At 62.9% G+C, this 24,869-nt stretch carries 22 protein-coding genes; 12 read left to right on the top strand and 10 right to left on the bottom strand.

Going from position 1 to position 24,869, the window contains the following annotated elements; translation table 11 throughout:
- The first annotated feature begins 9 nt into the window (after nucleotides 1–9).
- Entirely contained in the window at nucleotides 10–636 is a 627-nt protein-coding gene (locus ACVDHI_RS02680) for a glutathione S-transferase (RefSeq protein ID WP_151028455.1), read from the top strand.
- Between the two features lie 63 nt (nucleotides 637–699).
- On the opposite strand, the gene ACVDHI_RS02675 is transcribed toward ACVDHI_RS02680, so the two are convergent.
- The 5 genes from ACVDHI_RS02675 to ACVDHI_RS02655 all read right to left on the bottom strand — a co-directional run bounded on the left by ACVDHI_RS02675 (nucleotide 700) and on the right by ACVDHI_RS02655 (nucleotide 6,226).
- Complete coding sequence (locus ACVDHI_RS02675) at nucleotides 700–2,823, bottom strand: alpha-amylase (protein ID WP_447211657.1); 2,124 nt, start codon at nucleotides 2,821–2,823, stop codon at nucleotides 700–702.
- A 207-nt stretch (nucleotides 2,824–3,030) separates the two neighbouring features.
- On the bottom strand, nucleotides 3,031–4,197 hold the full coding sequence (locus tag ACVDHI_RS02670) for a hypothetical protein (RefSeq protein ID WP_447211656.1): 1,167 nt from the start codon (nucleotides 4,195–4,197) through the stop codon (nucleotides 3,031–3,033).
- A complete protein-coding gene (locus ACVDHI_RS02665) occupies nucleotides 4,197–4,568 on the bottom strand; it encodes a GtrA family protein (protein ID WP_010673439.1) in 372 nt (123 codons plus the stop codon). Before ACVDHI_RS02665 ends, ACVDHI_RS02670 begins: the two co-directional genes overlap by 1 nt.
- Nucleotides 4,565–5,623, bottom strand: coding sequence for a glycosyltransferase family 2 protein (locus ACVDHI_RS02660; protein WP_041213382.1), 1,059 nt, complete (start codon nucleotides 5,621–5,623; stop codon nucleotides 4,565–4,567). Before ACVDHI_RS02660 ends, ACVDHI_RS02665 begins: the two co-directional genes overlap by 4 nt.
- A gap of 57 nt (nucleotides 5,624–5,680) precedes the next feature.
- On the bottom strand, nucleotides 5,681–6,226 hold the full coding sequence (locus tag ACVDHI_RS02655) for a hypothetical protein (RefSeq protein ID WP_010673441.1): 546 nt from the start codon (nucleotides 6,224–6,226) through the stop codon (nucleotides 5,681–5,683).
- A gap of 309 nt (nucleotides 6,227–6,535) precedes the next feature.
- Between ACVDHI_RS02655 and ACVDHI_RS02650 the strand changes: the two genes are divergently transcribed.
- The 4 genes from ACVDHI_RS02650 to ACVDHI_RS02635 all read left to right on the top strand — a co-directional run bounded on the left by ACVDHI_RS02650 (nucleotide 6,536) and on the right by ACVDHI_RS02635 (nucleotide 9,925).
- Entirely contained in the window at nucleotides 6,536–7,303 is a 768-nt protein-coding gene (locus ACVDHI_RS02650) for a substrate-binding periplasmic protein (RefSeq protein WP_226043905.1), read from the top strand.
- Nucleotides 7,304–7,394: 91 nt separating this feature from the next.
- Entirely contained in the window at nucleotides 7,395–8,876 is a 1,482-nt protein-coding gene (locus ACVDHI_RS02645) for a L,D-transpeptidase family protein (RefSeq protein ID WP_045523555.1), read from the top strand.
- Between the two features lie 148 nt (nucleotides 8,877–9,024).
- Complete coding sequence (locus tag ACVDHI_RS02640) at nucleotides 9,025–9,570, top strand: DUF882 domain-containing protein (protein WP_039039271.1); 546 nt, start codon at nucleotides 9,025–9,027, stop codon at nucleotides 9,568–9,570.
- A 103-nt stretch (nucleotides 9,571–9,673) separates the two neighbouring features.
- The gene (locus tag ACVDHI_RS02635) at nucleotides 9,674–9,925 is read left to right on the top strand and encodes a hypothetical protein (RefSeq protein WP_010673445.1); all 252 of its coding nucleotides are present in this window, start codon (nucleotides 9,674–9,676) and stop codon (nucleotides 9,923–9,925) included.
- A 93-nt stretch (nucleotides 9,926–10,018) separates the two neighbouring features.
- Here ACVDHI_RS02635 and ACVDHI_RS02630 read toward each other — a convergent pair whose 3' ends face one another.
- Together ACVDHI_RS02630 and cysZ are read right to left on the bottom strand one after the other, a co-directional pair.
- Nucleotides 10,019–10,633 (bottom strand): trimeric intracellular cation channel family protein, encoded by a 615-nt coding sequence (locus tag ACVDHI_RS02630; protein ID WP_010673446.1) that lies wholly within the window; start codon nucleotides 10,631–10,633, stop codon nucleotides 10,019–10,021.
- A gap of 134 nt (nucleotides 10,634–10,767) precedes the next feature.
- The gene (gene cysZ, locus ACVDHI_RS02625; protein WP_010673447.1) at nucleotides 10,768–11,532 is read right to left on the bottom strand and encodes a sulfate transporter CysZ; all 765 of its coding nucleotides are present in this window, start codon (nucleotides 11,530–11,532) and stop codon (nucleotides 10,768–10,770) included.
- Nucleotides 11,533–11,642: 110 nt separating this feature from the next.
- On the opposite strand from cysZ, the gene ACVDHI_RS02620 reads away from it, so the two are divergent.
- From ACVDHI_RS02620 to ligA, 3 genes are all read left to right on the top strand, one after another.
- Nucleotides 11,643–15,017, top strand: coding sequence for an AAA family ATPase (locus ACVDHI_RS02620; protein ID WP_447211655.1), 3,375 nt, complete (start codon nucleotides 11,643–11,645; stop codon nucleotides 15,015–15,017).
- A 15-nt stretch (nucleotides 15,018–15,032) separates the two neighbouring features.
- A complete protein-coding gene (gene zipA, locus ACVDHI_RS02615) occupies nucleotides 15,033–16,163 on the top strand; it encodes a cell division protein ZipA (RefSeq protein ID WP_223956407.1) in 1,131 nt (376 codons plus the stop codon).
- 99 nt (nucleotides 16,164–16,262) lie between these two features.
- Nucleotides 16,263–18,269, top strand: coding sequence for an NAD-dependent DNA ligase LigA (gene ligA, locus ACVDHI_RS02610; protein ID WP_447211654.1), 2,007 nt, complete (start codon nucleotides 16,263–16,265; stop codon nucleotides 18,267–18,269).
- A gap of 57 nt (nucleotides 18,270–18,326) precedes the next feature.
- On the opposite strand, the gene ACVDHI_RS02605 is transcribed toward ligA, so the two are convergent.
- Nucleotides 18,327–19,295 (bottom strand): ABC transporter substrate-binding protein, encoded by a 969-nt coding sequence (locus tag ACVDHI_RS02605; protein ID WP_447211653.1) that lies wholly within the window; start codon nucleotides 19,293–19,295, stop codon nucleotides 18,327–18,329.
- Nucleotides 19,296–19,734: 439 nt separating this feature from the next.
- Here ACVDHI_RS02605 and nrdD point away from each other — a divergent pair, with 439 nt between their 5' ends.
- The 4 genes from nrdD (at nucleotide 19,735) to ACVDHI_RS02585 (ending at nucleotide 23,237) form a co-directional block, all read left to right on the top strand.
- Nucleotides 19,735–21,852, top strand: coding sequence for an anaerobic ribonucleoside-triphosphate reductase (gene nrdD, locus ACVDHI_RS02600; protein WP_041214709.1), 2,118 nt, complete (start codon nucleotides 19,735–19,737; stop codon nucleotides 21,850–21,852).
- A gap of 113 nt (nucleotides 21,853–21,965) precedes the next feature.
- Nucleotides 21,966–22,475, top strand: a complete 510-nt coding sequence (nrdG, locus tag ACVDHI_RS02595) for an anaerobic ribonucleoside-triphosphate reductase-activating protein (RefSeq protein ID WP_266136556.1) — start codon at nucleotides 21,966–21,968, stop codon at nucleotides 22,473–22,475.
- 63 nt (nucleotides 22,476–22,538) lie between these two features.
- The gene (locus tag ACVDHI_RS02590; protein WP_010673454.1) at nucleotides 22,539–22,709 is read left to right on the top strand and encodes a YqaE/Pmp3 family membrane protein; all 171 of its coding nucleotides are present in this window, start codon (nucleotides 22,539–22,541) and stop codon (nucleotides 22,707–22,709) included.
- A 147-nt stretch (nucleotides 22,710–22,856) separates the two neighbouring features.
- Nucleotides 22,857–23,237, top strand: a complete 381-nt coding sequence (locus tag ACVDHI_RS02585; RefSeq protein WP_223931061.1) for an energy transducer TonB — start codon at nucleotides 22,857–22,859, stop codon at nucleotides 23,235–23,237.
- A 58-nt stretch (nucleotides 23,238–23,295) separates the two neighbouring features.
- Here ACVDHI_RS02585 and ACVDHI_RS02580 read toward each other — a convergent pair whose 3' ends face one another.
- Together ACVDHI_RS02580 and ACVDHI_RS02575 are read right to left on the bottom strand one after the other, a co-directional pair.
- Nucleotides 23,296–23,655, bottom strand: coding sequence for an MliC family protein (locus ACVDHI_RS02580; protein ID WP_010673456.1), 360 nt, complete (start codon nucleotides 23,653–23,655; stop codon nucleotides 23,296–23,298).
- A 183-nt stretch (nucleotides 23,656–23,838) separates the two neighbouring features.
- On the bottom strand, nucleotides 23,839–24,867 hold the full coding sequence (locus tag ACVDHI_RS02575; protein WP_010673457.1) for a DUF2955 domain-containing protein: 1,029 nt from the start codon (nucleotides 24,865–24,867) through the stop codon (nucleotides 23,839–23,841).
- Between the last annotated feature and the right edge of the window lie 2 nt (nucleotides 24,868–24,869).

Here is a 24,869-nt window from a genome sequence, read left to right as displayed (position 1 = left end):
AGGCAATCGATGGGATCCCTGGTTTTGACGGTGGGCACGGGCTCCACCTGGGCAATGAGAACGGCGCTGGTGCTGGCCATGAGCGGGCTCAAGTGGCAGGAGCAGGTCTTCGATCTGGAAGATGCCAAGGAGCTGCAACGGCTCAAGCGCACGGCCCCCGCCGGCCTGGTGCCCTGGCTCGACGACGGTGAGCTGCGTATTCACGACTCTCTGGCCATCGCCGAATATCTCCACGAGTGTTGCCCGGAGCGCCACCTTTATCCGGTGGACAAGGCCGAACGGGCCCTGGCCCGCAGCCTGTGCGCCGAGCTGCACGCCGGTTTTCGCCAGATCCGCACCCTGCTGCCCTTCTTCCTGGGGGCGCCCACCCAGAGTGAACCGCCGGTGGAGGTCATCGACGAGCTGGCCCGGTTGCAGACCCTCTGGTCCCAGGCGCGGGGGCCCTTCTATTTCGACGAGGCGAGCATTCTGGATGCCTTCTATGCGGTGATGGCCTATCGACTGGCAAGCTATGGCATTTCGCTGCCCGGTCAGGCTGGCGCCTATCAGCAGGCCTTGCTGGCCTGGCCCCTGTGGCAGGAAACCCTGCTCAAGGCGAGGTTGCAGTGGCCAAAGGCGGCCCGCCAGTCTGATTGATGCGGGCGTCGGCAAGACAAAAAAGGGGAGCCATCGGCTCCCCTTTTTATTCAGGCCAGGTCGCTATTTCTGCCGACCCGCGAAGACCACGACCACTTTGTCTTCTCCTTTCTCCCGCACGAAGCCATAGGGGACATCGGAAATCTTCTTGTGGCTGCCCGCCGCGATGGCAGGGTGGGCGGCACGGAACTGGCCGAGCCGTTGCCAGTGCTTGACCAGCTCCGCCTTCTCGCCACTCGCCAGCTCCTGCCAGTTCATGTCCGAGCGCACGCTCTGATCGAACACGCCGCCATCCTTGGCCAGTCCCCGGCCGGACTCGTCGCCATAGTAGATCTGGATGCCCCCCGGCAGCAGCATGAAGCTGTTGGCCACCCGCCGTTGCAGCGCCACGTCCTGATAGTCGCCGAAGAAGAGCTTGGTGTCGTGGGAGCTGATGTAGCTCAGCACGTTGAACTCGGGATCCTGGTTGATGCGGCTGGCGTAGCTCGCATAGGTGGGCTCTGCCCCCGCCATGCACTGGGCCTGGGGCAGGGCGAATTCACGCTGGTAGTCGAAGTTGATCAGGGAATCGAAGCCGTGCTGGTACCAGAAGTCCTTGGCGACCCCGTGATCCCACACCTCGCCCACCATGTAGAAGGGAAGGTCATCGAGGGCCTTGCCCGGGTTGGCGGCCTTCCACTCCTTGAGCGCGTCGGTGCCCGCCTGCTTGAGCCTGGCCCAGACCGCGGGCTCCAGGTGCTTGACGGTGTCGGCACGGAAGCCGTCGATGCCGAAGCGGCGCACCCAGTCGGTGTGCCAGGCAATGAGGTAATCGGTCACGGTGGCGCTGGGCAGGGCCTTGGCCCTGGTGTCTTTTTTGGCAGCGAGCAGCGGTGGCAGCCCCACCGATCTGGTGGATTCGGTCAGGAAGTCCGGCAGTCCCGCCACCGAGCCGGTGACGTCGTCGGTGCCGGGTTGCGGGTAGCCGGGCAGGCCGGCCCGCACCCAGTCAGGGCCCCACCACTTGTCCCAGTGGGATGACTGGTAGTCGATGAACTGGTTGTAGCCATGCCAGTTGAGGCCGCCGCTCGGGCGCCATTCGTTCCAGCGACTCGGCAGCTTGCCGGTGTTCTGGGTGAGATCGGTGAGCCCCAGATCCTGCAAGTCGGCGAGGGTGGCGTAGCCTGCGTGGTTCATCACCACGTCGAGGATGATCCGCATGCCGCGCTTGTGGGCCTCGTCCACCAGGGTTTTCAGGCTCTCTTCGTCGCCGTAGTTGGGGTCGATTTTGGTGAAGTCGAGCGCCCAGTAGCCGTGGTAGGCGTAGAAGGGGAAGTTCCCCTGTTCGCCACCGCCGATGAAGCCGTGGACCTGTTCCACCATGGGGGTGATCCAGATGGCGTTGATGCCGAGTTGCTTGATGTAGTCGAGCTTCTCGGTCAGCCCCTTGAAGTCACCGCCATGCCAGGTGGCCACTTCGTCCTGACCATCCTTCTGACGACCGAAGCTGTGATCATTGGCGGGATCGCCGTTGTGGAAGCGGTCGGTCAGCAGAAAATAGACGCTTGCCTGATCCCAGCTGAAGGGAGCAGGCTTGGCGGCCTTGACCGGCTCGAGCAGCAGCAGGCCGCCGCTCTCCTTGCTCGGTGTCAGGGTGATCTTGCCGCCCTTGACCACGGCTTCCTGTCCCGAGTAGGCATCCCGCAACCGGGTGCCGTCGGGCCAGACGCCCTTGAGTGATGTCGTGACCGGGCCGCCATCCCAGCTGATGCAGGGCTCTTCCGGGGGCTGGCGTTTGAACTCGCTCTTTTTGGTTGCCCGCAACACCTTGAGGCTGGGGGTATCGGGGTTGAAGGTGAACTCGTAGTCCCCTGCCAGCATCACCCTCAGATTGAAGTCTGTCCCCTTGCTGCACTTGTCCATGGGCTGGGCGGTGCCGAAGGGAAGGGGCCTGGCCTCGGTTGGCCCGAAGCTGGTGCCGCAGCTGTTGCCCGCATCGCTGATGCGGATCTGGTGACTCCCCTTGTCCAGTCTGTGGGTCAGGGTGACGGTGCCCTTGTCCAGCGTCAGCGCCTCGGCTACCGGTTTGCCATCCACATGGAGATAGACCTCGGGGGCGGCCATCGCCTGACCGATGAACAGCGGTGTGGCGAGCACGGCCAGCCACAGGGGTGATAGGCGAAGAGCGGGGCGCGAAGAGAGACGCATAAGCCATTCCTTGAGCAGAGTGTGAGGAGCAGGGTCCGTTGAGGCACTCATTCTAGGGCGCGCTGGGGCAGGCTTGGACCGGTAAAATACCGATTTGTGACGTCAGTTCAAATGGTTACGTTTTCAAGAATGGAAAAGTGTGAACCGGGTGTCGCGGCCATGAAAAAAGCCGGTCAGTTGACCGGCTTGTAGGCATTCGGGGTGGCGTCACACGGTGAAGAACTTGAAGTTGACGAAGGCCACCGCGATGAAGGAGGCAACCATGCCGCTGATGCAGAGCACCGCAGGGCGGATGGCAGGCCAGCGATGGGCCAGCAGCACGATGGCCAGCAGGGTCGGATAGAGGCCGAACATGTAGCGGGGCATGGCGTTGAGTCCGGTCATCAGGGGGATGGTGCAGCAGATGAACATCAGGGTCGCTTCGGCCCAGCGTTTCTGGCTGAACAGGTAGCCATTCAGGCACCAGCCGAAGATCACCATGATGGAGAGATAGGCCTTGCGCCCCCCCAGCTCGAAGCCGCTCAGCCACCACTCCAGGGGGCTGTCCATATAGCGGCCCCAGGCCACCTGGATATGCTTGAAGGCCAGGGCATCCCCGGTGAGGTGATAGAGATAGACCATGTAGGAGAAGAGGCCGAGGGGAATGAGCCAGAGGGTGAACACCACCTTGAAGGCCCGCTCGGTGAAGCGGAAGAACTCGCGCCAGCCGTAGGCCTGCAGGGCCAGGATCAGCACCGGGAACACCATCATCACCCCCAGGTTGCGGGTGGCGGAGATGAAAATGCCGAGGAAGGCGACCATGAGCCACTGTTCGCGGTAGGCGAACAGGAACATTCCCAGCATCAAGGCCATGAACATGGGCTCGGTATAGCCGGAGACGAAATAGGCGGAGAAGGGGGAGAAGGCCAGCAGCCAGACCCCGAAGCGGGCGGTGTCGTCCCCCAGCTTGAGCTGGCGCAGCACCAGCAGCATCAGGGGCAGGCTGATGAAGAAGGCGATGTTGGCCACCAGCATCAGGCCGATGAGGCTCTCCATGTCAAACAGGCTGGAGAGACCGCCGGCCAGCATGGGATAGAGGGGCATGAAGGCCCAGTTCGCCGCATTGCCCTTGCTCAACCAGCGTGGATAGAGGTCGTAACCATTCTCGATGATGCGCTGGAACCAGACGCAGTCGAACTGGCAGTAGGCTTGCAGCGGCCCGATGTCGGTGGCGCCATAGAGCTGGACGCCGAAATAGCCCATGCCATAGAGCGCCACCCGGCTCAGTACGAAGGCGGCGACGATCATCAGCCAGTCGCGGCCGCTGATGCGCAGTGACGGGCGATAGGGGAGTGCAGCCCCGGTTGACGGGGCGGTATTGGTCATATCATTCATCAGGCAAAAACCCAGATACGGGAGAGAACGTAGGTGAGCACGGTGACGGTCAGGGTGGCGATCACCACCGGCAACAGGCCGGAGAGACCGGCAAACAGCAAACCGCTCAGGATGAGATTACGCACCGCCAGCGAGAAGAGGGCAACCAGCAGGAACTTGCTGGCGGCACCTTGTTTCTGGAAGGTGATGTAGCGATGGCCGAAGAACGAGAACCAGAACGCCACGGCAAAGGCTAAGGTAGTGACCAGGTGCTCGGAGATGGCCGGCCAGGTATGAAACAGGGCGATGGAGGTACCCAGATCGACGAGGGTGGCCCCCCCGCCGACAAAACCGAAGCGAACCAGCCGCCAGAATTCCTCGCGGGAGATCATTGAGACGCCTGCTCCTGCTGATCATCAGCGGCTTTCGCGGCGGCCTTCTTGCCAGCGCTCTTCTTGCTGGCGGTGGGCACTTCCTGCTTCTGCTCTTCATCCTGCTTGGCGTACTGGCCGTAGACCCCTTCGATGAGGTAGACGGGGCGCTGTTTCACCTCCACGAACATGCGGCCGATGTACTCACCGATGATGCCCAGCGACAGCAGCTGGATGCCGCCGAGGAACAGCATGACCGACATCAGGGAGGCGTAACCGGGCACGTCGATGCCGAAGAAGAGCACCTGGGTGATGATCTTGAGGATATAGAGGAAGGCGATGAAGGAGACACCGACCCCGATGTAGCTCCACACCCGCAGCGGCCAGCTGGAGAAGCTCATCAGGCCGTCAAGGGCGAAGTTCCACAGCTTCCAGTAGTTGAACTTGGTTTCGCCTGCATGGCGGGCCGGGCGCTCGTAGGGAACGCCGACGGCGCGAAAACCGGCCCAGGCGAACAGCCCCTTCATGAAGCGGTTGCGCTCCGGCAACTGCTTGATGGCCTCGACCACCTTGCGATCGATGAGGCGGAAGTCACCGGCGTTCTCCGGCAGCTTGGTGCTGGTGGAGAGGGCGTTGAAGAAGCGGTAGAAGCCACCGGCGGTGAGGCGTTTCATCGGGGTGTCGGCGCTGCGATCCACCCGGATGCCGTAGACGGTGTCATAGTCGCCGGTCTGCCACAGCTTGACGAACTCCAGAATGAGAGAGGGGGGATCCTGCAGGTCCACGTCCATGGGGACGATGGCGTCGCCCTTGGCCTGGTGCAGGCCGGCGGTCATGGCCGCTTCCTTGCCGAAGTTGCGGGCCAGGTTGACCAGGGTCACACGGGGATCCCGGGCGATGGCCTGCTCGACCACCTCACGGGTGCGGTCACGGCTGCCATCGTTGACGAACACGATTTCAAGCTGGTCTTTGAGCGGGGCCAGTTCGGTATCTATCGCGCTGATGAAGGCGTCTATGCTCTCTTCCTCGTTGTAAACGGGAACGACCAGAGAGAGTCGAAAATCGGCACGGGACATGGGAACTTCCTTATTGAAAGAATTATTTTACGGAACAGATACTTGGGGCATTCCGCTTCACTGAGCCACGGTCAGTCGCACGGACTGGACGTTGAGCGGTGTCGGGGCGGAGAGCGCCAGGAAGTTGGGACGCTTGGGATCGGCGGTCAGGGAGTCGCCCGGCAGGCTGAGGCGGATCTCGTTGATGCCCGCCTTGGCCAGCTTGACCGTGGTGGTGAAATCATGACCCAGCGCCACCTTGAGCAGGGCGCCAGCCTGGGGGCTGTTGATCCTGGCCTGGATGGTGAGCTGCTCCGGCTGGGCCTGCTGCTTGGGCAGCACGAAATAGAGACCGCCCTGACCGCTCAGCTCGGTGCCTTGCTCGCTGGGCTTCTTGGCCCAGCCTTCGCTTGAGAGGAAGCGGCTCGGCTTGGTCAGGTTGAGTTCGTTGCCGGGCTGGTAGGTCATGCTGGAGTTGTGCTCCCAGAAACGGGTCTTGCCTTCCAGGTAATAGAGCTTGTAAGCCAGGCTCACGTTGGGGTGAGCGGCCAGATAGAGGGTATAAAGGTAGAAACCGCTCAGTGCCAGGATGGCAGCCAGAAAACCGAACTTTTTGTAGGTCATATTACTCACTCGACGCCCGACAGATTGATAGGCAGATTTCGCGCATATGCTAATCCAATTGCAAAAAAAGCATAGTGGATCACAAAAATATATTTGCTCACATATTAACCCTCAATCACCCTGCTTACCAAGGGGCTTTGGGGTCGTTTGCTTCCTCTTCTTGATTGTGGCTTTTTCGGCGCCGACCTGTCTGCCGCCACCTGGGGCGCATCAGGCAAACGGCTGATATTGTGCTTTGTTGTGGCAGGATCTGTCGCCATTTCACCCGGGCAGAATTAAGATGGCCTGTCCCGTCGTCAAGGATGACCCATGAGACTCTTCTCTCTGTGTGTGCTCTGCTGTCTGTCCCTCCAACCGTTGTGGGCGCAATCGTTCTGCTCCTCCCCCCTTCGCGTCGGTTTCGATGACTGGCCCCCATACCACTATTACCAGCAAGAGGGAGCACGTCGAGAACTGCGTGGATTTGCGGTCGACTACCTCAATGCCGTGTCGAATCGGCTGGGGTGTCGTCTGGTCTATGTGGAGCGCCCCTGGAAGCGGGGGTTGCACGATCTTGAGCGGGGTCGGCTGGACATCGTGATGGAGGCGTATTTTGCTGATGAGAGGGCGCGTTATGCCTGGTTCTCCATCCCCTACAACCCGGGCCGGACATCGCTCTGGGTACGCAAATCCGGTACCGGTGAGGAGTCGGATCTGGCGAGTTGGCTGGCCCACGGGCATCGCCTCGGTGTGACCAGGGACTACTATTACGGCCCGGAAATCACCAAGGTTCTGCAGCGATACCGCAACCAGGTGAGCGAGGTCAACGATGTGCAAAACTATCGCAAGCTGCTGCTTGGGCGGATAGACGGTTTTCTCGGGGATAGTCTGGCCACGCCCTGGGGTCTGAAGAGAGAGGGGCTGTCGGATGCGGTCGTCCCCCACACCATGGCGATCCATGAGACGCCCACCTTTTTCATGTTGAGCAAGAAGACCCTGTCCGGGGAATTCGTAGCGCGGTTCAACGAGGCGATAGTGGCCGTCGGTGACAGCGGGGAGCAGGAACTCATCTGGCGTCGTTACACCTCCGTCCGCTAGCAAAGTCGCCAGCATTCACGCATCATGGGGACCTGACCGTCGCGCCTGACAGGCCGAAATGAACCGATTTGAGGCAAGCGTGGTAAGAAGCATGGGTAAGAAGTATTGGTTGGCATTGGCGAATCTCATCTGGCTGGGCTGCTGGCCGGCCAGCATGGTTCATGCCAGCACGGAACAGGCGGTAGTGGCCAGTCCCAGCATCCAGCATGACTGGTATCAGAACGAGGTGGCCGAGCAGGCTCGTCATGAGCTTGAACAGCAGTTGCAGGAAGCGGTGCTGGCCCAGCTGCATCCGGATTTCTACCGCCTCTGGCAGCAGTTGCAAAAGACCCCGGCGGATCGGCGCGGTGCCCTCTACGATGAGGCCTTTGGCAAGCTGGCCCGGTTCCAGCAGGCCTGGCGAGGGATGGATCTGGTCGCGCGCGAACAGATGCAGACCCTCAAGCTGGATCTGAACCGCCCCCTGGCCCATGCCCCCCAGGGAGACAATCTGCTGGAGCAGGTCAGGCAACTCAGGCCACAGGTGGCGGAATACGACGCCGTGCGCGAAGAAGTGCGCAAGCTGCTGGCCATGCCCATGGCCAAGCACTGGCCCACCCTCTCCATGCCGACCCTGCGGGCCGGGGAGAGCTCGACCGAGCTCGGCCAGATCCGCTCCATCCTGAACGAACTGGGGGACAGTGCCCCGACTCACCAGGACAGCCTCTACGATCCCGAGACCGAACAGGCCATCAAGCAGTTCCAGCGCCGCCACGGCCTGACCGCCGACGGCATCATCGGTCGTCAGACCCGCAGCTGGCTCAATACCGGCCCCGAGGTGCGCGCCAGTCTGCTGGTTCGCAACCTGTGGCGCCGTGATCTGGTGGATCACCTTGCCGGTCGCTATGTGCTGGTCAACATTCCGGACTACCGCCTGAGCGTGGTGGAGTCTGGCAGCGAGGTCTTCACCAGTCGGGTCATCGTCGGCAAGGAGCAGCGGGCCACCCCCATCCTCGCCAGCGAGATCCGCTCCATCGTGCTGAACCCGGCCTGGCACGTGCCGCGCTCCATCCTGAGCAAGGACATTCTGCCCAAGCTCGGGCGCGATCCTGCCTATCTGGATCGCGAACAGTTCGAGGTGATCGACGGCGAGGGCAATCCGGTGCAGTTCAGCGAAGATGGCTGGCACCATGCGCTGGCCTCCGGTTTCCCTTACCGGTTGCGGCAAAAGCCGGGGGATCACAATGCCCTGGGTCGCTACAAGTTCTATCTGCCCAACAACGATGCCATCTATCTCCATTCCACCCCGCGCAAGGCGCTGTTCGAGCAGGGGGCCCGTGCCTTCAGCTCGGGTTGCATCCGGGTGGAACACGCCGACGATCTGGCGGAGCTGCTGCTGGCGGACTCCCGCTATCAGCCGGACAAGGTGGCCAGCATCCTGAAAGAGACCCAGACCAAGTGGCTGCCCCTGAGCAACCCTATCCCGGTGTTTACCGTCTACTGGAGCAGCTGGATTGATGAAGAGGGACGTCAGCAACTGCGCAACGATATCTACGGATTCGACAGAGTCAGCTATCAAAGCCGCTTGCTGTGATCCTCGCCACAGAGTGAAAAGCCCGGCCCGTTCCGGGCTTTTTCATGGGGGAATGGGGTTTGACAGCGCTTTTTCTGGCAGGTAGTTTCGGCCCTTGTATCAAATTCATTCACCTGTGTGACTTCACCATGAGATGGACGGACAACGGATGCTGGGACAAGAGATAAGCCGACGCCGTCTGCTGCTGGGGGCGGGTTGCCTGATGGGGACCAGCCTGCTGTCGTTCCCTGCGCTGGCGAGCCGCAGCACTTCGGGACGGGAACTGAGTTTCTTCAACCTCAATACCGGCGAGCGGGTACGCGCCAGTTATTGGGAAGATGGCCACTATCTGAGCGATGGGCTGGCGGAGCTCAACCATATTTTCCGTGACTACCGTCGCAACGAAGTGTTCAACATCGACAGAAAGCTGTTCGATCAGCTCTTTCTGCTGCAACACAAGTTGGGACGCCACGGCGAAATCCAGCTCATCTCGGGTTATCGCTCCCCGGCCACCAATCAGCAGAAGCGGCGCAAGAGTCGCGGCGTCGCCAAGCACAGCTACCACACCCTGGGGCAGGCGGTTGACGTGCGCATCCCCGGCGTGCAGCTGGCGCACCTGCGCAAGGCCGCCCTGAACCTCAAGGTGGGCGGTGTGGGTTATTACCCTTCCGACAACTTCGTGCACCTGGACACAGGCCCCGTTCGCAGCTGGTGAGTCGGGATTTCCTCAAGGGTTGAGTGCCGATTGTGTCTTTTTGCCGCTGGCATTGAGGGGAACCAAGCTGCTAGGCTCTGGACTCCAGCCAGAGGAGAGAAAGATGAAGCAGATTGTGATCGGGGGGCTCATCGCCCTGTTGTTGACTGGTTGCGGCAAGCTCAACCGCGAGAGCTACGACAAGCTGAAAGTCGGGATGAGCTATGCCGAAGCGAGTGCCATCCTCGGCAAGGCCGAGCGTTGCGACGATGCTCTCGGCACCACGAGCTGTGTCTGGGGAGGGGAAGGCAAGAATATCAAGGTGCGTTTCATCGCCGACAAGGCGACCTTCTTCAGCTCGGAAGGGATCAACTGACCCTTTCCTCTCTTGCCGATGCCCAACAAAAAAGCGCCGTATGGCGCTTTTTGTTGCTCGTTATCCGTGCAATATGGCCAGGAACTGGCGCGATCAATGGGTGGCGTACTGATAGTTGAAGGTGGGCAGTCCCCACTTGAAGCGTACCGCCAGGAGCCGCAGCACGAAGCCGATGCCGATGGCACCGAAAGCGGCCCAGTCGTTGGGCAGCCCATGGTGCAGCGCAAAGCAGTAGAGCGCGGCGGTGATCAGCGAGACGGCAGCATAGAGCTCGCGCTTGAACACCAGCGGGATACGCTGGCACAGCAAGTCCCGCAGTACCCCCCCGAACACGCCGGTCACCACGGCCATGATGCAGGCGATGCCGGCCCCGTGGCCCATCTCGAGCGCCCGGGCAGCCCCGAAGATGGAGAAGACCACGAGCCCCAGGGCATCGAGCGCCAGGAACAGCTTGCCAAGGTAGCGCATCAGCGGGGCCGAGATGACCCCGGCCATGGCGGCGCCCGCCACCAGCAGCACGTATTCGGGGTGCTCGACCCAGAGCAGGGGATAGTGGCCCAGCAGCACATCCCGAATGGTACCGCCACCGATGGCCGTCGCCGAGGCGATGATCACGACGCCAAACAGATCCATCCGTCGCCGACCCGCTGCCAGCGCGCCAGTCATCCCTTCGGCCACCAGGCCGAGCAAGAAGAGTGCATGTAACATGAGATATCCCAGGGTGCGAGAAAGCCCCGCATCCTAACAATCCTGCGCTGGGGCGACAAGCTATCTTGGTTATGCATTAGATTAAGTAATGAAAAGGGGGCTTTCGCCCCCTCTTTTGATCATGATGACGCGGTTCAGCGTCCAAGTTGCTCGCTGCGGTATTGGTCCACCCACATGGCGGTGGCGCCACAGATGGCCACCGGCATCACGAAGAGATTCACCACCGGGATGGCGGAGAAGAGGGTCACCAGGGCGCCGAAGCTCAGGCACTTGCCGCGCCGCTGCTTGAGGGCGTCGCGCATGGTGATGAAGCCGATCTTGTGGTTGTCGAACGGATAATCGACATACTGGATCGCCATCATCCAGGCGCTGAGCAGGAACCAGAGTACGGGTGCCAGGGTCTGGCCCACTACCGGGATCAGGAAGAGGATCAGGCAGCCGATGGCCTTGGGCAGATAGTATTTCAGCTTGGTCCATTCGCGGCCGAAGGTACGGGGCACATCTTTCACCACATCCAGCATGCCGGTGTCATTCATGGCTTCACCGGTGAGGATCTGTTCCACCTTCTCTGCCAGCAGGCCGTTGAAAGGGGCAGCTATCCAGTTGGCCACCGAGCTGAAGATGAAGGAGAAGACCACCAGTATGGTGATGAGGGCGATGGGCCAGAGCAGGTAATCAAGCCAGGAGAGCCAGCTCGGGATCTGCTGGTGCAGCCAGGCGAACAGGCCGTCCAGTTGTAGCAACAAGGCGTAGAAGGCACCGGCAAAGAGCACGAAGTTGACCAGCAGGGGGATCAGCACGAAGGTGCGGATGCCGGGCTGGCGGATGAGCGAGAAGCCGCGCAGGAAGTAGTCTGCACCGCTGACCGAATCTTTGACCATGTGGGGTGATTGGCTCATGTGAGCTCCATCAGTGAATGGGGAAAGTGCCAGCATATTACAAACAAGCCTTTGATTTGGTAAAGTCGCCTGCCCGCCTCCTCTTTATTTCGTTACCCACATAGGCCGCCATGCGTCTGAAATTGATCAAACTCGCCGGTTTCAAGTCGTTTGTCGAGCCGACCCGCATCGAACTCAACGCCGACATGACCGCCGTGGTGGGCCCCAACGGCTGCGGCAAATCCAACGTCATCGACGCCGTGCGCTGGGTGCTGGGGGAGAGCTCCGCCCGCCATCTGCGCGGCGAGAACATGACCGACGTCATCTTCAACGGCTCCATCAACCGCAGCGCCCATGGCCGCGCCTCGGTGGAGCTGGTGTTCGACAATCCCCACAACCGGGTACCCGGCGAGTTCGGCCGCTTTACCGAGATCTCGGTGCGCCGCGAAGTGCTGCGCGACGGCTCCAATCACTACCAGATCAACGGCCAGAAGTGCCGCCGCAAGGACGTGACCGACCTCTTCCTCGGCACTGGCCTTGGGCCCCGCAGTTACGCCATCATCGAACAGGGCACCGTCAGCCGGCTGGTGGAGTCCCGCCCCGCCGATCTCAAGCTGTTCATGGAAGAGGCCGCCGGGGTCTCCCGCTACAAGGAGCGGCGCCGCGAGACCGAGCAGCGCATCCGCCATACCCAGGAGAACCTGGAGCGCCTCGGCGACATCCGCGGCGAACTGGGCTCGCGCCTCGAGCATCTCAAGGCCCAGGCCGAGACCGCGGAGCGCTACAAGCAGCTCAAGAGTCGATCACGTGCCGCTCGTGCGGAGCTGATCGGCTCGGAACTGTGGGCGCTGGAAACGCGACTCGGCGAAGCCAAGACCGAACTGGCCCAGACCGAGCAGGCGCTGGCGGCACTCGATGCCAAGCGCACCGCAGACGAGGGGCGTCACGTCACCCTGTCGGTGGCCCGCCAGGAGGCGCAGGCCGAGCAGGCGAGCCGCCAGCAACAGATTTTCCTCGGCGGGCAGGCCATCGCTCGCCTCGAGCAGCAGCAACTGCACCAGAGCGAGCTGGGCCGCGACTGGCAGGCGAGGCGGCAGGCCCTCGGCGAGCGTATCGACGGCCTCAAGGCCCAGCTGGCCGGCCAGCTGGAGCAACTGGGCGACAGCACGTTGCAGGGGGAGGTAGCGTCGGCGCGCCTCGAGCAGTGTGAGCAGTTGCTTACCGACCAGCAGAGCGTGCGTGCAGCGGCGGGCGATCGGCTCGAGCAGGCGCGCCAGCGCCAGCAGCAGTGGCAGCAGCAGCTAGGCCAGTTACAGGGGCGGCTCAACCAGACCCGCGCCGAGGTGAACGGTCTGCAGGAGCTGCAGGCCAAGACCCGGCTGGCCCGTCTCAAGTTGGAGGATGAACAGGCCGGCCCCCTCGGCGGCGAAGGGGAGAACCTGCAACCGGCCCTCGATGCCCTGGCGGCGGAGCTCGCGCTCTCCCGCGCCCGCCATGAGGAAGCCGATACGGCGTGGCAGGCCGGTGTGTCGCGCCATGAAGCCCTCAAGGCAGAGCAGGGTCGCCAGCAGGGCCTGCTGCGCGAGCTGGAGGCGCGCCTCGCCACCCTGGATCAGATCCTGGGGGAGCAGATGGCGGGTGCGACCCTGGCGGATCGGCTGCAGGTGCCCCCCGAGTGGGCCCGGGGGCTGGACAAGGTGCTCGGCCGCTGGCTCACCGCAATTCCGGCGGACGAGTGCAACCTGGCGCAACCTGGACTCTGGATTGGCCCGGCCCAGACAGCCAGGGCCGGTACACTGGCGGCGCAACTGGGGGGCGAGCACATTCCGGCTTTCCTCAATGCCATCTGGCTGGCAGAGAGCAGGGAGGCGGCGCTGTCCCGCCTGCACAGCCTCTCTGCCGGTGAGTCGCTGCTCACTCCCGCCGGCGACTGGTTCGGCCCCAACTGGGCGGATCTGGGGGAGGGCATGGCCCTCGGTACCCTGGCGCTGCTCGGTGAGCGTGAGCGGCTGCACACCGAGCGGGCCGCGGGTCGGGAGGCGCTGCACAGACTCGACGAGCAGCTTGTCGCCGCCGATGCAGCGCGGGCCCAGCAGCATGGAGCGCATGAGCTGGCTCAGCGCACCCTGCGCGAGCAGGAGCTGCGGTGGCAACAACTGCGCGAAGCCTGGAGTCTGCGCGAGGGGCAGCGCCAGGAGCGCTTGCAGCGCCTGGGCCAGCTGGGGGAAGAGCTGGCCCGGCTCGATAAGGAGCAGGCTGAGGAGGCGCAGCGGCTGGCGTCGGCCGGGGAGCGGCTTGAGCAGGATGAAGCGGCCCTTGGCGAGCAGCAGGAGCAGGGGGAGGTACTCGCCGAGGCGCTGCTGCTCGCCCAGGAGCAGGTAAGCGGGGCGGAGCGGGCGCTGGAAGAGGCGCGCCTTCGCCGGGAGCAGCAGCAGGCGGCCTGCCAGCGGTTGCAACTGGAGCAGCAGAACCAGCGCCAGCTCATCACGCTGCGCGAGCAGGAGCTGGCCCGTCTCGGCCTGGAGCTGGCGGAACTCAAGGAGCCAGGGGCCGCTCCGAGTCAGGATCTGTCGCCCCTGCTGGTCGAGCAGCGCAATCTTGAGGCGCAGCAACTGGCCTGTCACCAACGGCTCGCAGAGCTGGATCGTCAGCTGACCGAGCTGGAGCAGGCCAGAAGCGCCGATCACAAGCAGCTGGTGAAGATTCAGGAGAAGCTGGCGACCCTGCGGCTCGAGCGCGAGCGCAACCTGACGCGCCGGCAGGGACTGCACGAGCAGTTCGAAGAGCTGGGTGTGCGCCTGGTGGACCTCGATCAGGCGGTGCTGATTGCCGCTGATCGCGGCAAGCTGCGCCAGGAGATCCAGACGCTGGAGGCGCAGGTGGAGGCGCTTGGCGCCATCAACCTGGCGGCACTGGAGGAGTATGAGGAGGCGAAAACCCGTTCAAGCTACCTGGAAAATCAGTGCCAGGATCTGGAGCAGGCCCTCGACACCTTGAGCCAAGCCATTAAAAGAATTGATAAAGAAACACAAATACGCTTCCGCGACACTTTCGATAAGGTCAATGAAGATTTAAAATCCCTGTTCCCAAAAGTGTTCGGGGGGGGCAGTGCCTGGCTTGAGCTGACCTCGGATGATCTTTTGGAGGCCGGAGTGAGCATCATGGCAAGACCTCCGGGCAAGAAGAATGCTACCATTGCCCTGCTTTCCGGGGGGGAGAAGGCGCTAACCGCCCTTGCGCTGGTTTTTGCCATCTTCAGACTCAATCCAGCACCATTTTGTCTGCTGGATGAGGTGGATGCACCGCTCGATGAAGTGAACGTCGGTCGCTTCTGTTCTCTTGTCAAAGAGATGTCGAGCACAGTACAGTTCGTTTACATCAGTCATAATAAGGTCTCCATGGAGATGGCCGAGCAGCTGGTTGGCGTCACGATGCAAGAGCCCGGGGTTTCGCGCATAGTGTCGGTCGATATCGGTGAAGCCGTCGCTTTGGCTGAGCAAAACTAGAAAGAGAAGCAGCTAATGCAGGAATTGCGTTACATCTTGGTTGCCCTGGGCGGTATTGCCATCGCGGCATTGCTCATTCACGGGTTGTGGAGCAACAGAAAGAATCGTCAGGCACCGATCAAGGAGAAACCTCTGGGTCGGATGGAGTCCAAGTCCCGTGAGCGTGACAGCGACGCCTTCGACAGCGATGGCATCGGTCAGGTGCGTGTGGTGAGCGGTGGCCGTCGTGCCGAGCCCAAACTGCGCAGCGACGAGGCCCGTCAGCCCGAACCCCGCCGTGTCGCCCCCGTTCCCGCCTTCGATGATGAAGATGACGACGCCGATCTGCCGCCTCCCGTGGTGCGCAAGCCTGCCGCTCGCCCTGTCCCCCCTCAGCCTGTGTATGAGGAAGAAGAGGACTATGACGAGCCGGTTGCCGCCCCTGTTGAAGAGGCCCCTGCCGCGCCGGTGCGCAAACCAGCCCAGGTGATCCGCCGTACGCCGGTACACCGTTCCCGTCCGCAGCGCGAGCCCATGATGCAGCCGCTGGACGAAGAGCCGCTGGTGGAGCCGGCCTATGCCCAGGCGCCGACCTTCGGTGCACGCGAGCCGGCACCGGTTGCCCAGCAGGCTCCCCGCTACGCCCAGCCGGCTTATGAAGAGCCCGCTTACGATGACGAGCCAGCCTATGAAGAGCCGGTTCACGCAGCCGAGCCAGAACCCGCCCCGGCCCCGGTCGAGAAGATCTGGCAGGATGTCTATGTCATCAACCTGATGGCCCGTCCCGGCCACGATCTGCAAGGTGCGACCCTGCTCTCTTCCCTGCTGGCGCTGGGCTTCAAGTTTGGCGAGATGGACATCTTCCACCGTCACGAAGATCTGGGCGGCAAGGGTGAAGTGCTCTTCTCCATGATCAACATGGTCAAGCCGGGTACCTTCAACCCCTATCGCATGGAGCAGTTCAGCACCCCGGGTGTGTCCCTCTTCATGCAACTGCCCCTTCGCAGCAATGCCGCCTTCGCCTTCGAGCACATGTTGCAGGCCGCGGATCAGCTGGCGAGCGATCTCGATGCCATGCTGACCGACGCCTCGCGCAGTCCCCTCAGCGACGACGACATCGCCCGCTACCGTCACGAGCTGGCGGCCTACGAGGCCAGCCGCGACTGATGCGCCATGGGGCTTGAACAATGAAAAGTGCGGTACCCCGGTGCCGCATTTTTGTTTCTGCCCCAGACTGAATGTTCCATCACACTTCGAGACTTTTTCATGAGCGATATCCTCTCCCGCCACCGTCAACTGTGTGAGCTGCTGACCGAGTACGGCCATCAGTACTATGTGCTGGACAACCCCACGGTGCCGGACGCCGAATACGATCGCCTGATGCGCGAGCTGATTGCGCTGGAGGCCGAGCATCCCGAGCTGAAAACCCCGGCCTCGCCGAGCGTGCGGGTGGGAGGCCAGCCGCTGACCGCCTTCAAGCAGGTACGCCACGAGATCCCCATGCTGAGTCTGGACAACGTCTTCAGCAGCGAGGAGTTGCAGGCGTTCGAGCAACGCATGGGTGATCGCCTCAAGCGGGAGGTGACTTTCACCTTCTGTTGCGAACCCAAGCTCGACGGTCTGGCGGTGAGCCTGCTCTACGTGGATGGCCAGCTGGTGCAGGCCGCCACTCGCGGGGACGGCACCACAGGGGAGGAGATCACCGAGAACGTGCGCACCATCAAGGCCATTCCCCTGACCCTGCGCGGCCAGGGGTGGCCTGCGCGGCTGGAGGTGCGTGGGGAGGTCTTCATGCCCAAGGCGGGGTTCGAGGCGATGAACCGCGATGCGCTGGCGGCGGGGGAGAAGGTGTTCGTCAACCCGCGCAACGCCGCTGCCGGCAGCCTGCGCCAGCTCGATTCACGCATCACCGCCAGCCGCCCCCTCAGCTTCTATGCCTACGGCGTGGGAGTCGGTGGCGACGAGCTGGGGGATTCCCACTTCGCTCGCCTCAATCAGCTCAAGGCCTGGGGTCTGCCGCTCAGCCCCGAGGTGAAGCTGAAAGAGGGTGCCGCCGGCTGTCAGGCGTTTCACGACGACATTCTGGCGCGTCGCGGGGATCTCCCCTACGAGATCGACGGCGTGGTCTACAAGGTGGATGACATCGCCCTGCAAGGGGAGCTCGGTTTCGTTTCCCGCGCGCCGCGCTGGGCTACCGCCCACAAGTTCCCGGCAGAAGAGGAGATGACCCTGCTCGAGAATGTCGAGTTCCAGGTGGGCCGCACCGGCGCCGTGACCCCGGTGGCCAAGCTCAAGCCGGTGTTTGTCGGCGGCGTCACCGTTTCCAACGCTACCCTGCACAATGCGGACGAGATCGCGCGCCTTGGCGTGATGATCGGCGACACCGTGATCGTGCGCCGTGCCGGGGATGTGATCCCCCAGGTCGTGGCTGTGGTGGAGGCGCAGCGCCCGGCGGATGCCCGCACGATCCTCTTCCCGACCGAGTGCCCGGTGTGCGGCTCGGCGGTGGAGCGGCTGGAAGGGGAGGCCGTGGCCCGCTGTTCCGGCGGTCTCTTCTGCGAGGCCCAGCGGGCGGCCGCCATCAAGCACTTCGCGGCGCGTCGCGCCATGGATGTGGATGGCCTTGGCGACAAGATAGTGGAGCAACTGGTGGACAAGGGGCTGGTGAAGACCCCGGCGGACCTGTTCAGCCTCAACGCCATCCAGCTGGCCGGGCTTGAGCGGATGGGGCAAAAATCGGCCCTCAACCTGGTGGCTGCCATCGATGCCGCCCGCAGCACCACCCTGCCCCGCTTCCTGTTTGCCTTGGGGATCCGCGAAGTAGGAGAGGCGACCGCCTTGAACCTCGCCAACCACTTCCTCACCCTGGATGCCCTGCGCGCCGCCTCGGTGGAGCAGTTGCTGGAAGTGGCCGACGTGGGAGACATAGTGGCCAAGCACGTCTACTACTTCCTGCGCCAGCCCCACAACATCGAGGTGCTCGACGCCCTGCTGGCCGCCGGTATCCACTGGCCGGCCATCGAGAAGAAAGAGATAAGCGATCAGCCCTTTGCCGGCAAGACCTTCGTGCTGACCGGCACCCTCACCGCCTTGTCCCGCAACGACGCCAAGGCGGCGCTGCAGGCGCTGGGGGCCAAGGTGGCGGGCTCGGTGTCCGCCAAGACCGACGTGCTGGTGGCAGGTGAAGCCGCTGGCTCCAAGCTTGCCAAGGCCCAGGAGCTCGGCATCACCGTCTGGACCGAAGCTGAGTTGCAGGCGGCCATTCAGCCCTGAGGATGCACGTTTGAGCAGACAAACCCGGCCCACTGGCCGGGTTTGTCGTTGGTGGGCTCACTCGACGTAGCTCACCTTGTCCTGCCAGGCATCGGGAGCCGTCAGGTGCCAGCGTGCCAGTTCGCTCTTGCTGAACAGATATTCCCCGCGGGATGCGGCGCGGGGGGAGAGGGCGCCGGGCGCCGTGCCCGAGAGGATGGCATTGGCCAGTTCGGCGGCTCTCTCTCCCTGGCTGTGGCCGTCGAGCACCAGACCGCCGATGGCGGCTCCCCTGCCCACCGCAAAGGCCCAGAAGCAGAACAGTGGCACCGGGCTGTTGGCGCTGGTCCATGCCAGCACCTGTTGCTCGCTTACATGCTGGCCCTGAGCGTCGGTGAGAGTGTGGTAGAGGCCGATGAAGAGCGCCTGATAGCCGTTTTTCCGACTGGCGAGCACTGCCTCCTGCCAGTGTCCATAGTCGGTGAACTGGCGGCTGCTGACCCGGGTCTGGCCGATCGTCAGCTCGCCTCGCCCCTTGAACTCGTGGGCGACGGCGGTGCGGGACACCTCGCTTTCGTCAAACAGCACCAGGGCGCGCTCCAGTCCTCCCATCAACTGACTCATCTCGCTGATGCTGCGCTTGAGCAGGGGGCGTTCCAGTACGCCGGTGATCAGGGGGTGGCCGACCAGCCCCTTGGGGCGCGGATTCTCGTTCATCCCGAGAAACACCACGGGCGTTCCCCGGGCGGCGATGGGTCGGGCGAGGGCGTTGATGGCGTTGTCATCCCCCAGGATCACCAGCGCCGGCTGGTGCGTCCGGTAGGCGGCCATTCCCTTGGCGAGCAGTTCGTCACGGGTCTGGCCGGGCTGGCGCTTGGTGTCCAGATAGAGATAGCCGAGGTGATGCGCCTGCTTGAGGTGCTGCTCGAGGCCGGCACTGTAGCTCTGATCCCACTGGTTGCTCTGGTGATAGCTGCTGATCACCAGGATATCGGCGGCCAGCAGCGGGAGGGGGAGGAGGGAGAGCAGGAGCAAGACCTTGGTCACGTGTGTTTTCCGCAAGGGAGAGACTGTTCCCCAGTATGTGCTCTCCCGCTCTCTGGCGCCTCGGTCAATTGTTGTCGGAAGGCGTGCCCCTCTCTTTTTATCCCTTGCCGGGCGGGAGCCCGCATCCCGTCTGGGGTGAGCAAAAAGAGCGCCTTTTGGCGCTGGTCGTGAACTGCCCCACTCCTTCCAAAACCTGTTCTGGATCAAGAAACAGGGTACCGCTTTGGTGCCTAATAGACCCCACATATAGGGGTAAGCATAAAAAAAACACCCATATATAGTGTCATAAAGCTGTGCATAAGTGGTCGCCCTCTCAGTGTCAGCCCAGGTGTTTCAAGCCTTGGCTGACCTTGTTTGCGCCGGGGACGGGCGTGGAGAAGGGGACTCAACGAGGGTGAGCCGAGGGTGGCCACCAGGTCTTTCAATACGGGGAAAATCGATGAAACCGGTAGTGATCAAACGCGATGGATGTCGTGCACCATTCAATGGCCAACTGATCCGCGATGCGGTCAGCCGAGCGGCGGCAGCGGTCAATCAGGCCAGTCCGGCGCTGGCAGAGCGCATTGCCGCCGCTGTCAGCCAGGAGCTGGAGGGGCGAGGGGAGGTAGACATCCACGAGATCCAGAACCGGGTCGAGAACCACCTGATGGCCTCCGACGACAAGGCCATCGCCCGTGCCTACATCGAATACCGTCACGACCGGGATCAGGCCCGCGAGGCCAGGGGTCGCCTGGCCCAGGAGATCCGCGGCCTGGTGGAGCAGACCAACGCGGCCCTGCTCAACGAGAACGCCAACAAGGACTCCAAGGTGATCCCGACCCAGCGTGACCTGCTGGCGGGCATCGTCGCCAAGCATTACGCCATCAGTCACATGCTGCCCCGTGACGTGGTGCAGGCCCACGAGAGCGGCGACCTGCACTTCCACGATCTCGACTACTCCCCCTTCTTCCCCATGTTCAACTGCATGCTGATCGATCTGCAGGGGATGCTGACCCACGGCTTCAAGATGGGCAACGCGGAGATAGACACTCCCAAATCCATCAGCACCGCCACTGCGGTGACCGCCCAGATCATCGCCCAGGTGGCGAGCCATATCTATGGCGGCACCACCATCAACCGCATCGACGAAGTGCTGGCACCCTATGTGACCATCAGTTGGCACAAGCACCGGGAGGTGGCCGAGGAGTGGGGGATCCAGGACGTGGATGCCTATGCCATGGCCCGCACCGAGAAGGAGTGCCACGACGCCTTCCAGTCCCTCGAATACGAGGTCAATACCCTGCACACCGCCAACGGTCAGACGCCGTTCGTCACCTTCGGCTTTGGCCTGGGTGACAGCTGGGAATCGCGCCTCATCCAGCGCGCCATCCTTGGCAACCGCATCGCCGGCCTTGGCAAGAACAGGAAGACCGCCGTCTTCCCGAAACTGGTGTTCGCCATCAAGGATGGCCTGAACCACAAGCAGGGGGATCCCAACTACGACATCAAGCAGCTGGCGCTGGAGTGCGCCTCCAAGCGGATGTACCCGGACATCCTCAACCACGACCAGGTGGTCAAAGTGACCGGCTCCTTCAAGACCCCCATGGGGTGCCGCTCCTTCCTCGGTGCCTACGAAGAGAATGGCGAGCTGGTCCACGAGGGGCGCAACAACTTGGGGGTCGTGAGCCTCAACTTGCCGCGCATTGCCCTGAAATCCCGCGATGAAGCGGACTTCTGGGACAAGCTGGATGCCGCCCTGCGGGTGGCCAAGACAGCGCTCATGTACCGCATCAAGCGCCTGGACGGGGTCAAGGCCCGGGTCGCGCCCATCCTCTACATGGAGGGGGCCTGCGGGGTGCGCCTCAAGGCGGACGACAACATCAGCGAGATCTTCAAACATGGCCGCGCCTCCATTTCGCTGGGTTACATCGGGGTACACGAGACCATCAACGCCCTCTATGGCACCGACGTCCACCTGTTCGACAGCGAGACCCTGCGCCAGAAGGCCATCGCCATCATCGCGCGGCTCAAGGCGGCCACCGACGAGTGGAAGGAGGAGACCGGCTACGGCTTCAGCCTCTACTCCACCCCGAGCGAGAACCTCTGCACCCGTTTCTGCCGCATCGATGCCAAGGAGTTTGGCGTGGTGGCCGGGGTGACCGACAAGGGCTACTACACCAACAGCTTCCACCTGGACGTGGAGAAGCAGGTGAACCCCTACGACAAGCTGGACTTCGAGGCGCCCTATCCGCCCATCGCCAGCGGCGGCTTCATCTGTTACGGCGAGTACCCCAACATCCAGCACAACCTGGAGGCGCTGGAGAATGTCTGGGACTACAGCTATGACAAGGTGCCCTACTACGGCACCAACACCCCCATCGACGAGTGCTACGACTGCGGCTTCACCGGCGAGTTCGAGTGCACCTCCAAGGGCTTCACCTGCCCGCGCTGCGGCAACCACGACCCGGCCAAGGTGTCGGTGACCCGCCGGGTGTGCGGCTATCTCGGCAGCCCGGATGCGCGCCCCTTCAACGCGGGCAAGCAGGAAGAGGTCAAACGCCGGGTCAAGCATATGTAAGCGAGCAGACCCCACCCCAGCCCTCCCCTTGGCAGGGGAGGGGGCAAAGAAGCTCCTCCCCCTTTCGAAGGGGGAGGTTGGGAGGGGTTTGGCCGTTAACCCAGAGAACTCGAATGCACTACCACCAGTACTACCCGGTCGATGTGATCAACGGCCCAGGCACCCGCGCCACCTTGTTCGTGTCGGGTTGCGAGCACCAATGTCCCGGCTGCTACAACCAGAGCACCTGGCGGCTCGATGGGGGCAAGCCGTTCGATGAGGCGATGAGCGATCGCATCATTCACGATCTCAACGACAGCCGCATCAAGCGGCGCGGACTGTCGCTCTCCGGTGGCGATCCGCTCCACCCCGCCAACGTGCCGCATGTGCTGGCGCTGGTGAAGCGGGTGCGAACCGAGTGCCCCGGCAAGGACATCTGGTGCTGGACCGGCTATCTGCTGGCAAATCTCAGCCCGGCCCAGCGCGAGCTGGTGGCCTTGCTGGACGTGCTGGTGGACGGCAAGTTTGAAAAAGAGCTGGCGGATCCCGGTCTGCTCTGGCGCGGCAGCAGCAATCAGATGGTTCACGACCTCAACGCCTGGCGGGAAGGAGGGGAGCGGATCCCCTGTCTGGTTTGCAGTTGAGGCCAGGGATGTTTATGGTTAGCCCATCCGAATCACGAGACATCTTTCATGAGGAACCATGAGATGAACAATCTGCTCAAGATCCTGCTGGCCATCTTTCTCCCCCCGGTCTGCGCCTTTATCCAAGTAGGCTTCAGCCTCCATTTCCTCATCAACATAGTGCTGACCCTGCTGGGCGGTCTGCCCGGCATGGTTCATGCCCTCTGGCTGGTGGTAAGCGACAAGCGCGCCTGAGCCGTGAGAGATCACAAGGCCAGCCCTCCGGGGTTGGCTTTTTTTTTGCCTGCCAGATGGGGGCTTCCCGGATGAGCCCCTTTGCCTGACACTGGCGCGTCGCTCATGGAGTCGAGCGATACAACGAAGAGGGAATGTCGAGTGCGAGTGAAAGGGTTGTTGCTGTGGGCCGCCCTGGCCCTGCTCGGGGGCTGTGCCAGCCCCACCGCCAAGCTGAATCAGCCTCCGGTGGATGTCACCTGGGAAACGCTGCCCGAATACTGGGTGCTGGTGGGGGATGCCATCAGTTTTAACCCGGTCGGGGGGCTGCCGGCGAAGAGGCCGGTCAAGGGGTATGTGACCCTTCGCTACCTCATCGATTCCAATGGCACGTTGTTCAGCCCAGAGGTACTGGAGTCCCAGCCCCCCGGCGTGCTGGATCTCATCGCCATCTCCGGGCTGGCGCAGCTGCGCTACCGGCCATCGGAGCAGAATCAGCAAGCCATTCCGGCTCGGGTTGTGGCCCGATTCGAAGTGGAAGTGAAATGACAAACACCCCGGCCAGGCCGGGGTGTTTCGTGTGGGCGGTGTGCCATGACGGCGCGGATCACTGCTCCTTGCAGTCGTTGTAGCGGCTCTGCCACTCCCCGGCGTCATCACGCATCTCGACGAACCCCTCCTTGCCCTTGTTCCACCAGACCACCTCGTGATCGTCGGTATAGCGTGCACCGGAGGCGGAAACCGCCTGGGGCAGGGTGTAATCCTTGCCATCGGGGAGGGAGAGCTTGACGAAGTTCAGGCTCTCGTCCGAGAGGGAGAAGTAGCGAACCTGCACTTTCTGGTTCTGTTCACACAGATAGGTGACGGGATCGCCGCCGGTCACTCCCAGCTTGCCGCTGCCCAGATCGCAGCCGCCGAGCAGGGTGATGGCGCCCGCCCCCAGTAGAAAGAGCTTGGCGTGTTTCATGTTTGATCCTCACAACGGTGTCATATGGCCTTGAGCCTAACAGGATGAGGCACAACTGCAACCTCGTGGCGGGAGCCCTGCGTCGGGATGCGTCCGTCTCCCTCTGGTCCGTGGGGCAGGCAAAAAAACGCCCCGGCAGGCAAGCGGGGCGAAAGGGAGCCGTCCAATGGCTGCAGAAAAGGGTCAGTGGCCGAACCGTGTCGCCTCGAAGCGATTGAGCAGCCGGTGGATGAGGTAGCAGGCGAGCAGGGTGACCACGATGGCAAAGAGGATGCTGCTCACCCGATAGAGGGCGCTGAACACCAGGTCGTTGCCCGGGGTCAGGTACTGGCCGAACAGGATGCCGAGGGTGGTGAGGGCACCGAAGCCGACTCCGGAGCCGCTCGCCTCCTTCACATGGGCATAGCTGAACAGCATGGCGCCGAGCCAGAGCACCGGGGTCACCAGCAGCAGCAAGCCGGACCAGTCATAGAGCACCAGCTGCCCCAGGATGCCGAAACTCACCCCCAGCAGGGTGCCCATGGCCCGCTTGCGGGCATAGTCCAGGGCGCCGTTCCAGTGCATGGGGAAGAGCAGCAGCAGGGTGGTGGCCTGGGCGGACATGGAGTCGCGCAGATCGAAGATCTGGAACACCAGGAACGAGAGGGTTGCGATGGACGCCCCCAGCAGGGCTTCGTGGCGCATCCGGTGCGGCGCCTTGGGGGAGGGGGCCGGCCTGGGGCGCTCCTCCACGTCCGGAATGAGGGCCGTCATCAGATAGGCGATGAGCACCGACAGGACGCTGGCCCAGAGGTTGCTGAAGATGAGGTCGTTCAGATCAATCCCGGGGTAGCTGGCAAAGTGCAGCATGATGCTGAGGCTGAGCACCCCGTTGGCACCGAACAGGAACAGGCTGCCCCGGGACATGGCGGCGAAACGGTAGAGGAAGAGCAAAAAGACCAGGGGAGTCATGAGCCCCGGGTGGCCGCCAAACAGGCCGCCGAGCAGCCCCACTTCCAGACCGCACATGGCGGCGGAGGCGATGAGCTGGCGGGCGGCGTGACCGTTCATCACCGGCACCAGGCCGAGCAGCAGCACCGGGGTGACGGTGAAGAAGACCCCGTTGCTCCAGCCGAAGATCTTGCACAGCACAAACCCCAGGGTACAGCCAAAGGCGATGCGCAGACACTGGCGCAGTTCGTTGGGGGTGAGGGGTCTGTGCCACAGGTTCATGG

It is taken from the genome of Aeromonas sp. 25-248, assembly GCF_053005425.1.
The sequence above is the reverse complement of the archived record's forward strand: the minus strand, read 5'-3'. Positions and strand labels throughout refer to the sequence as shown.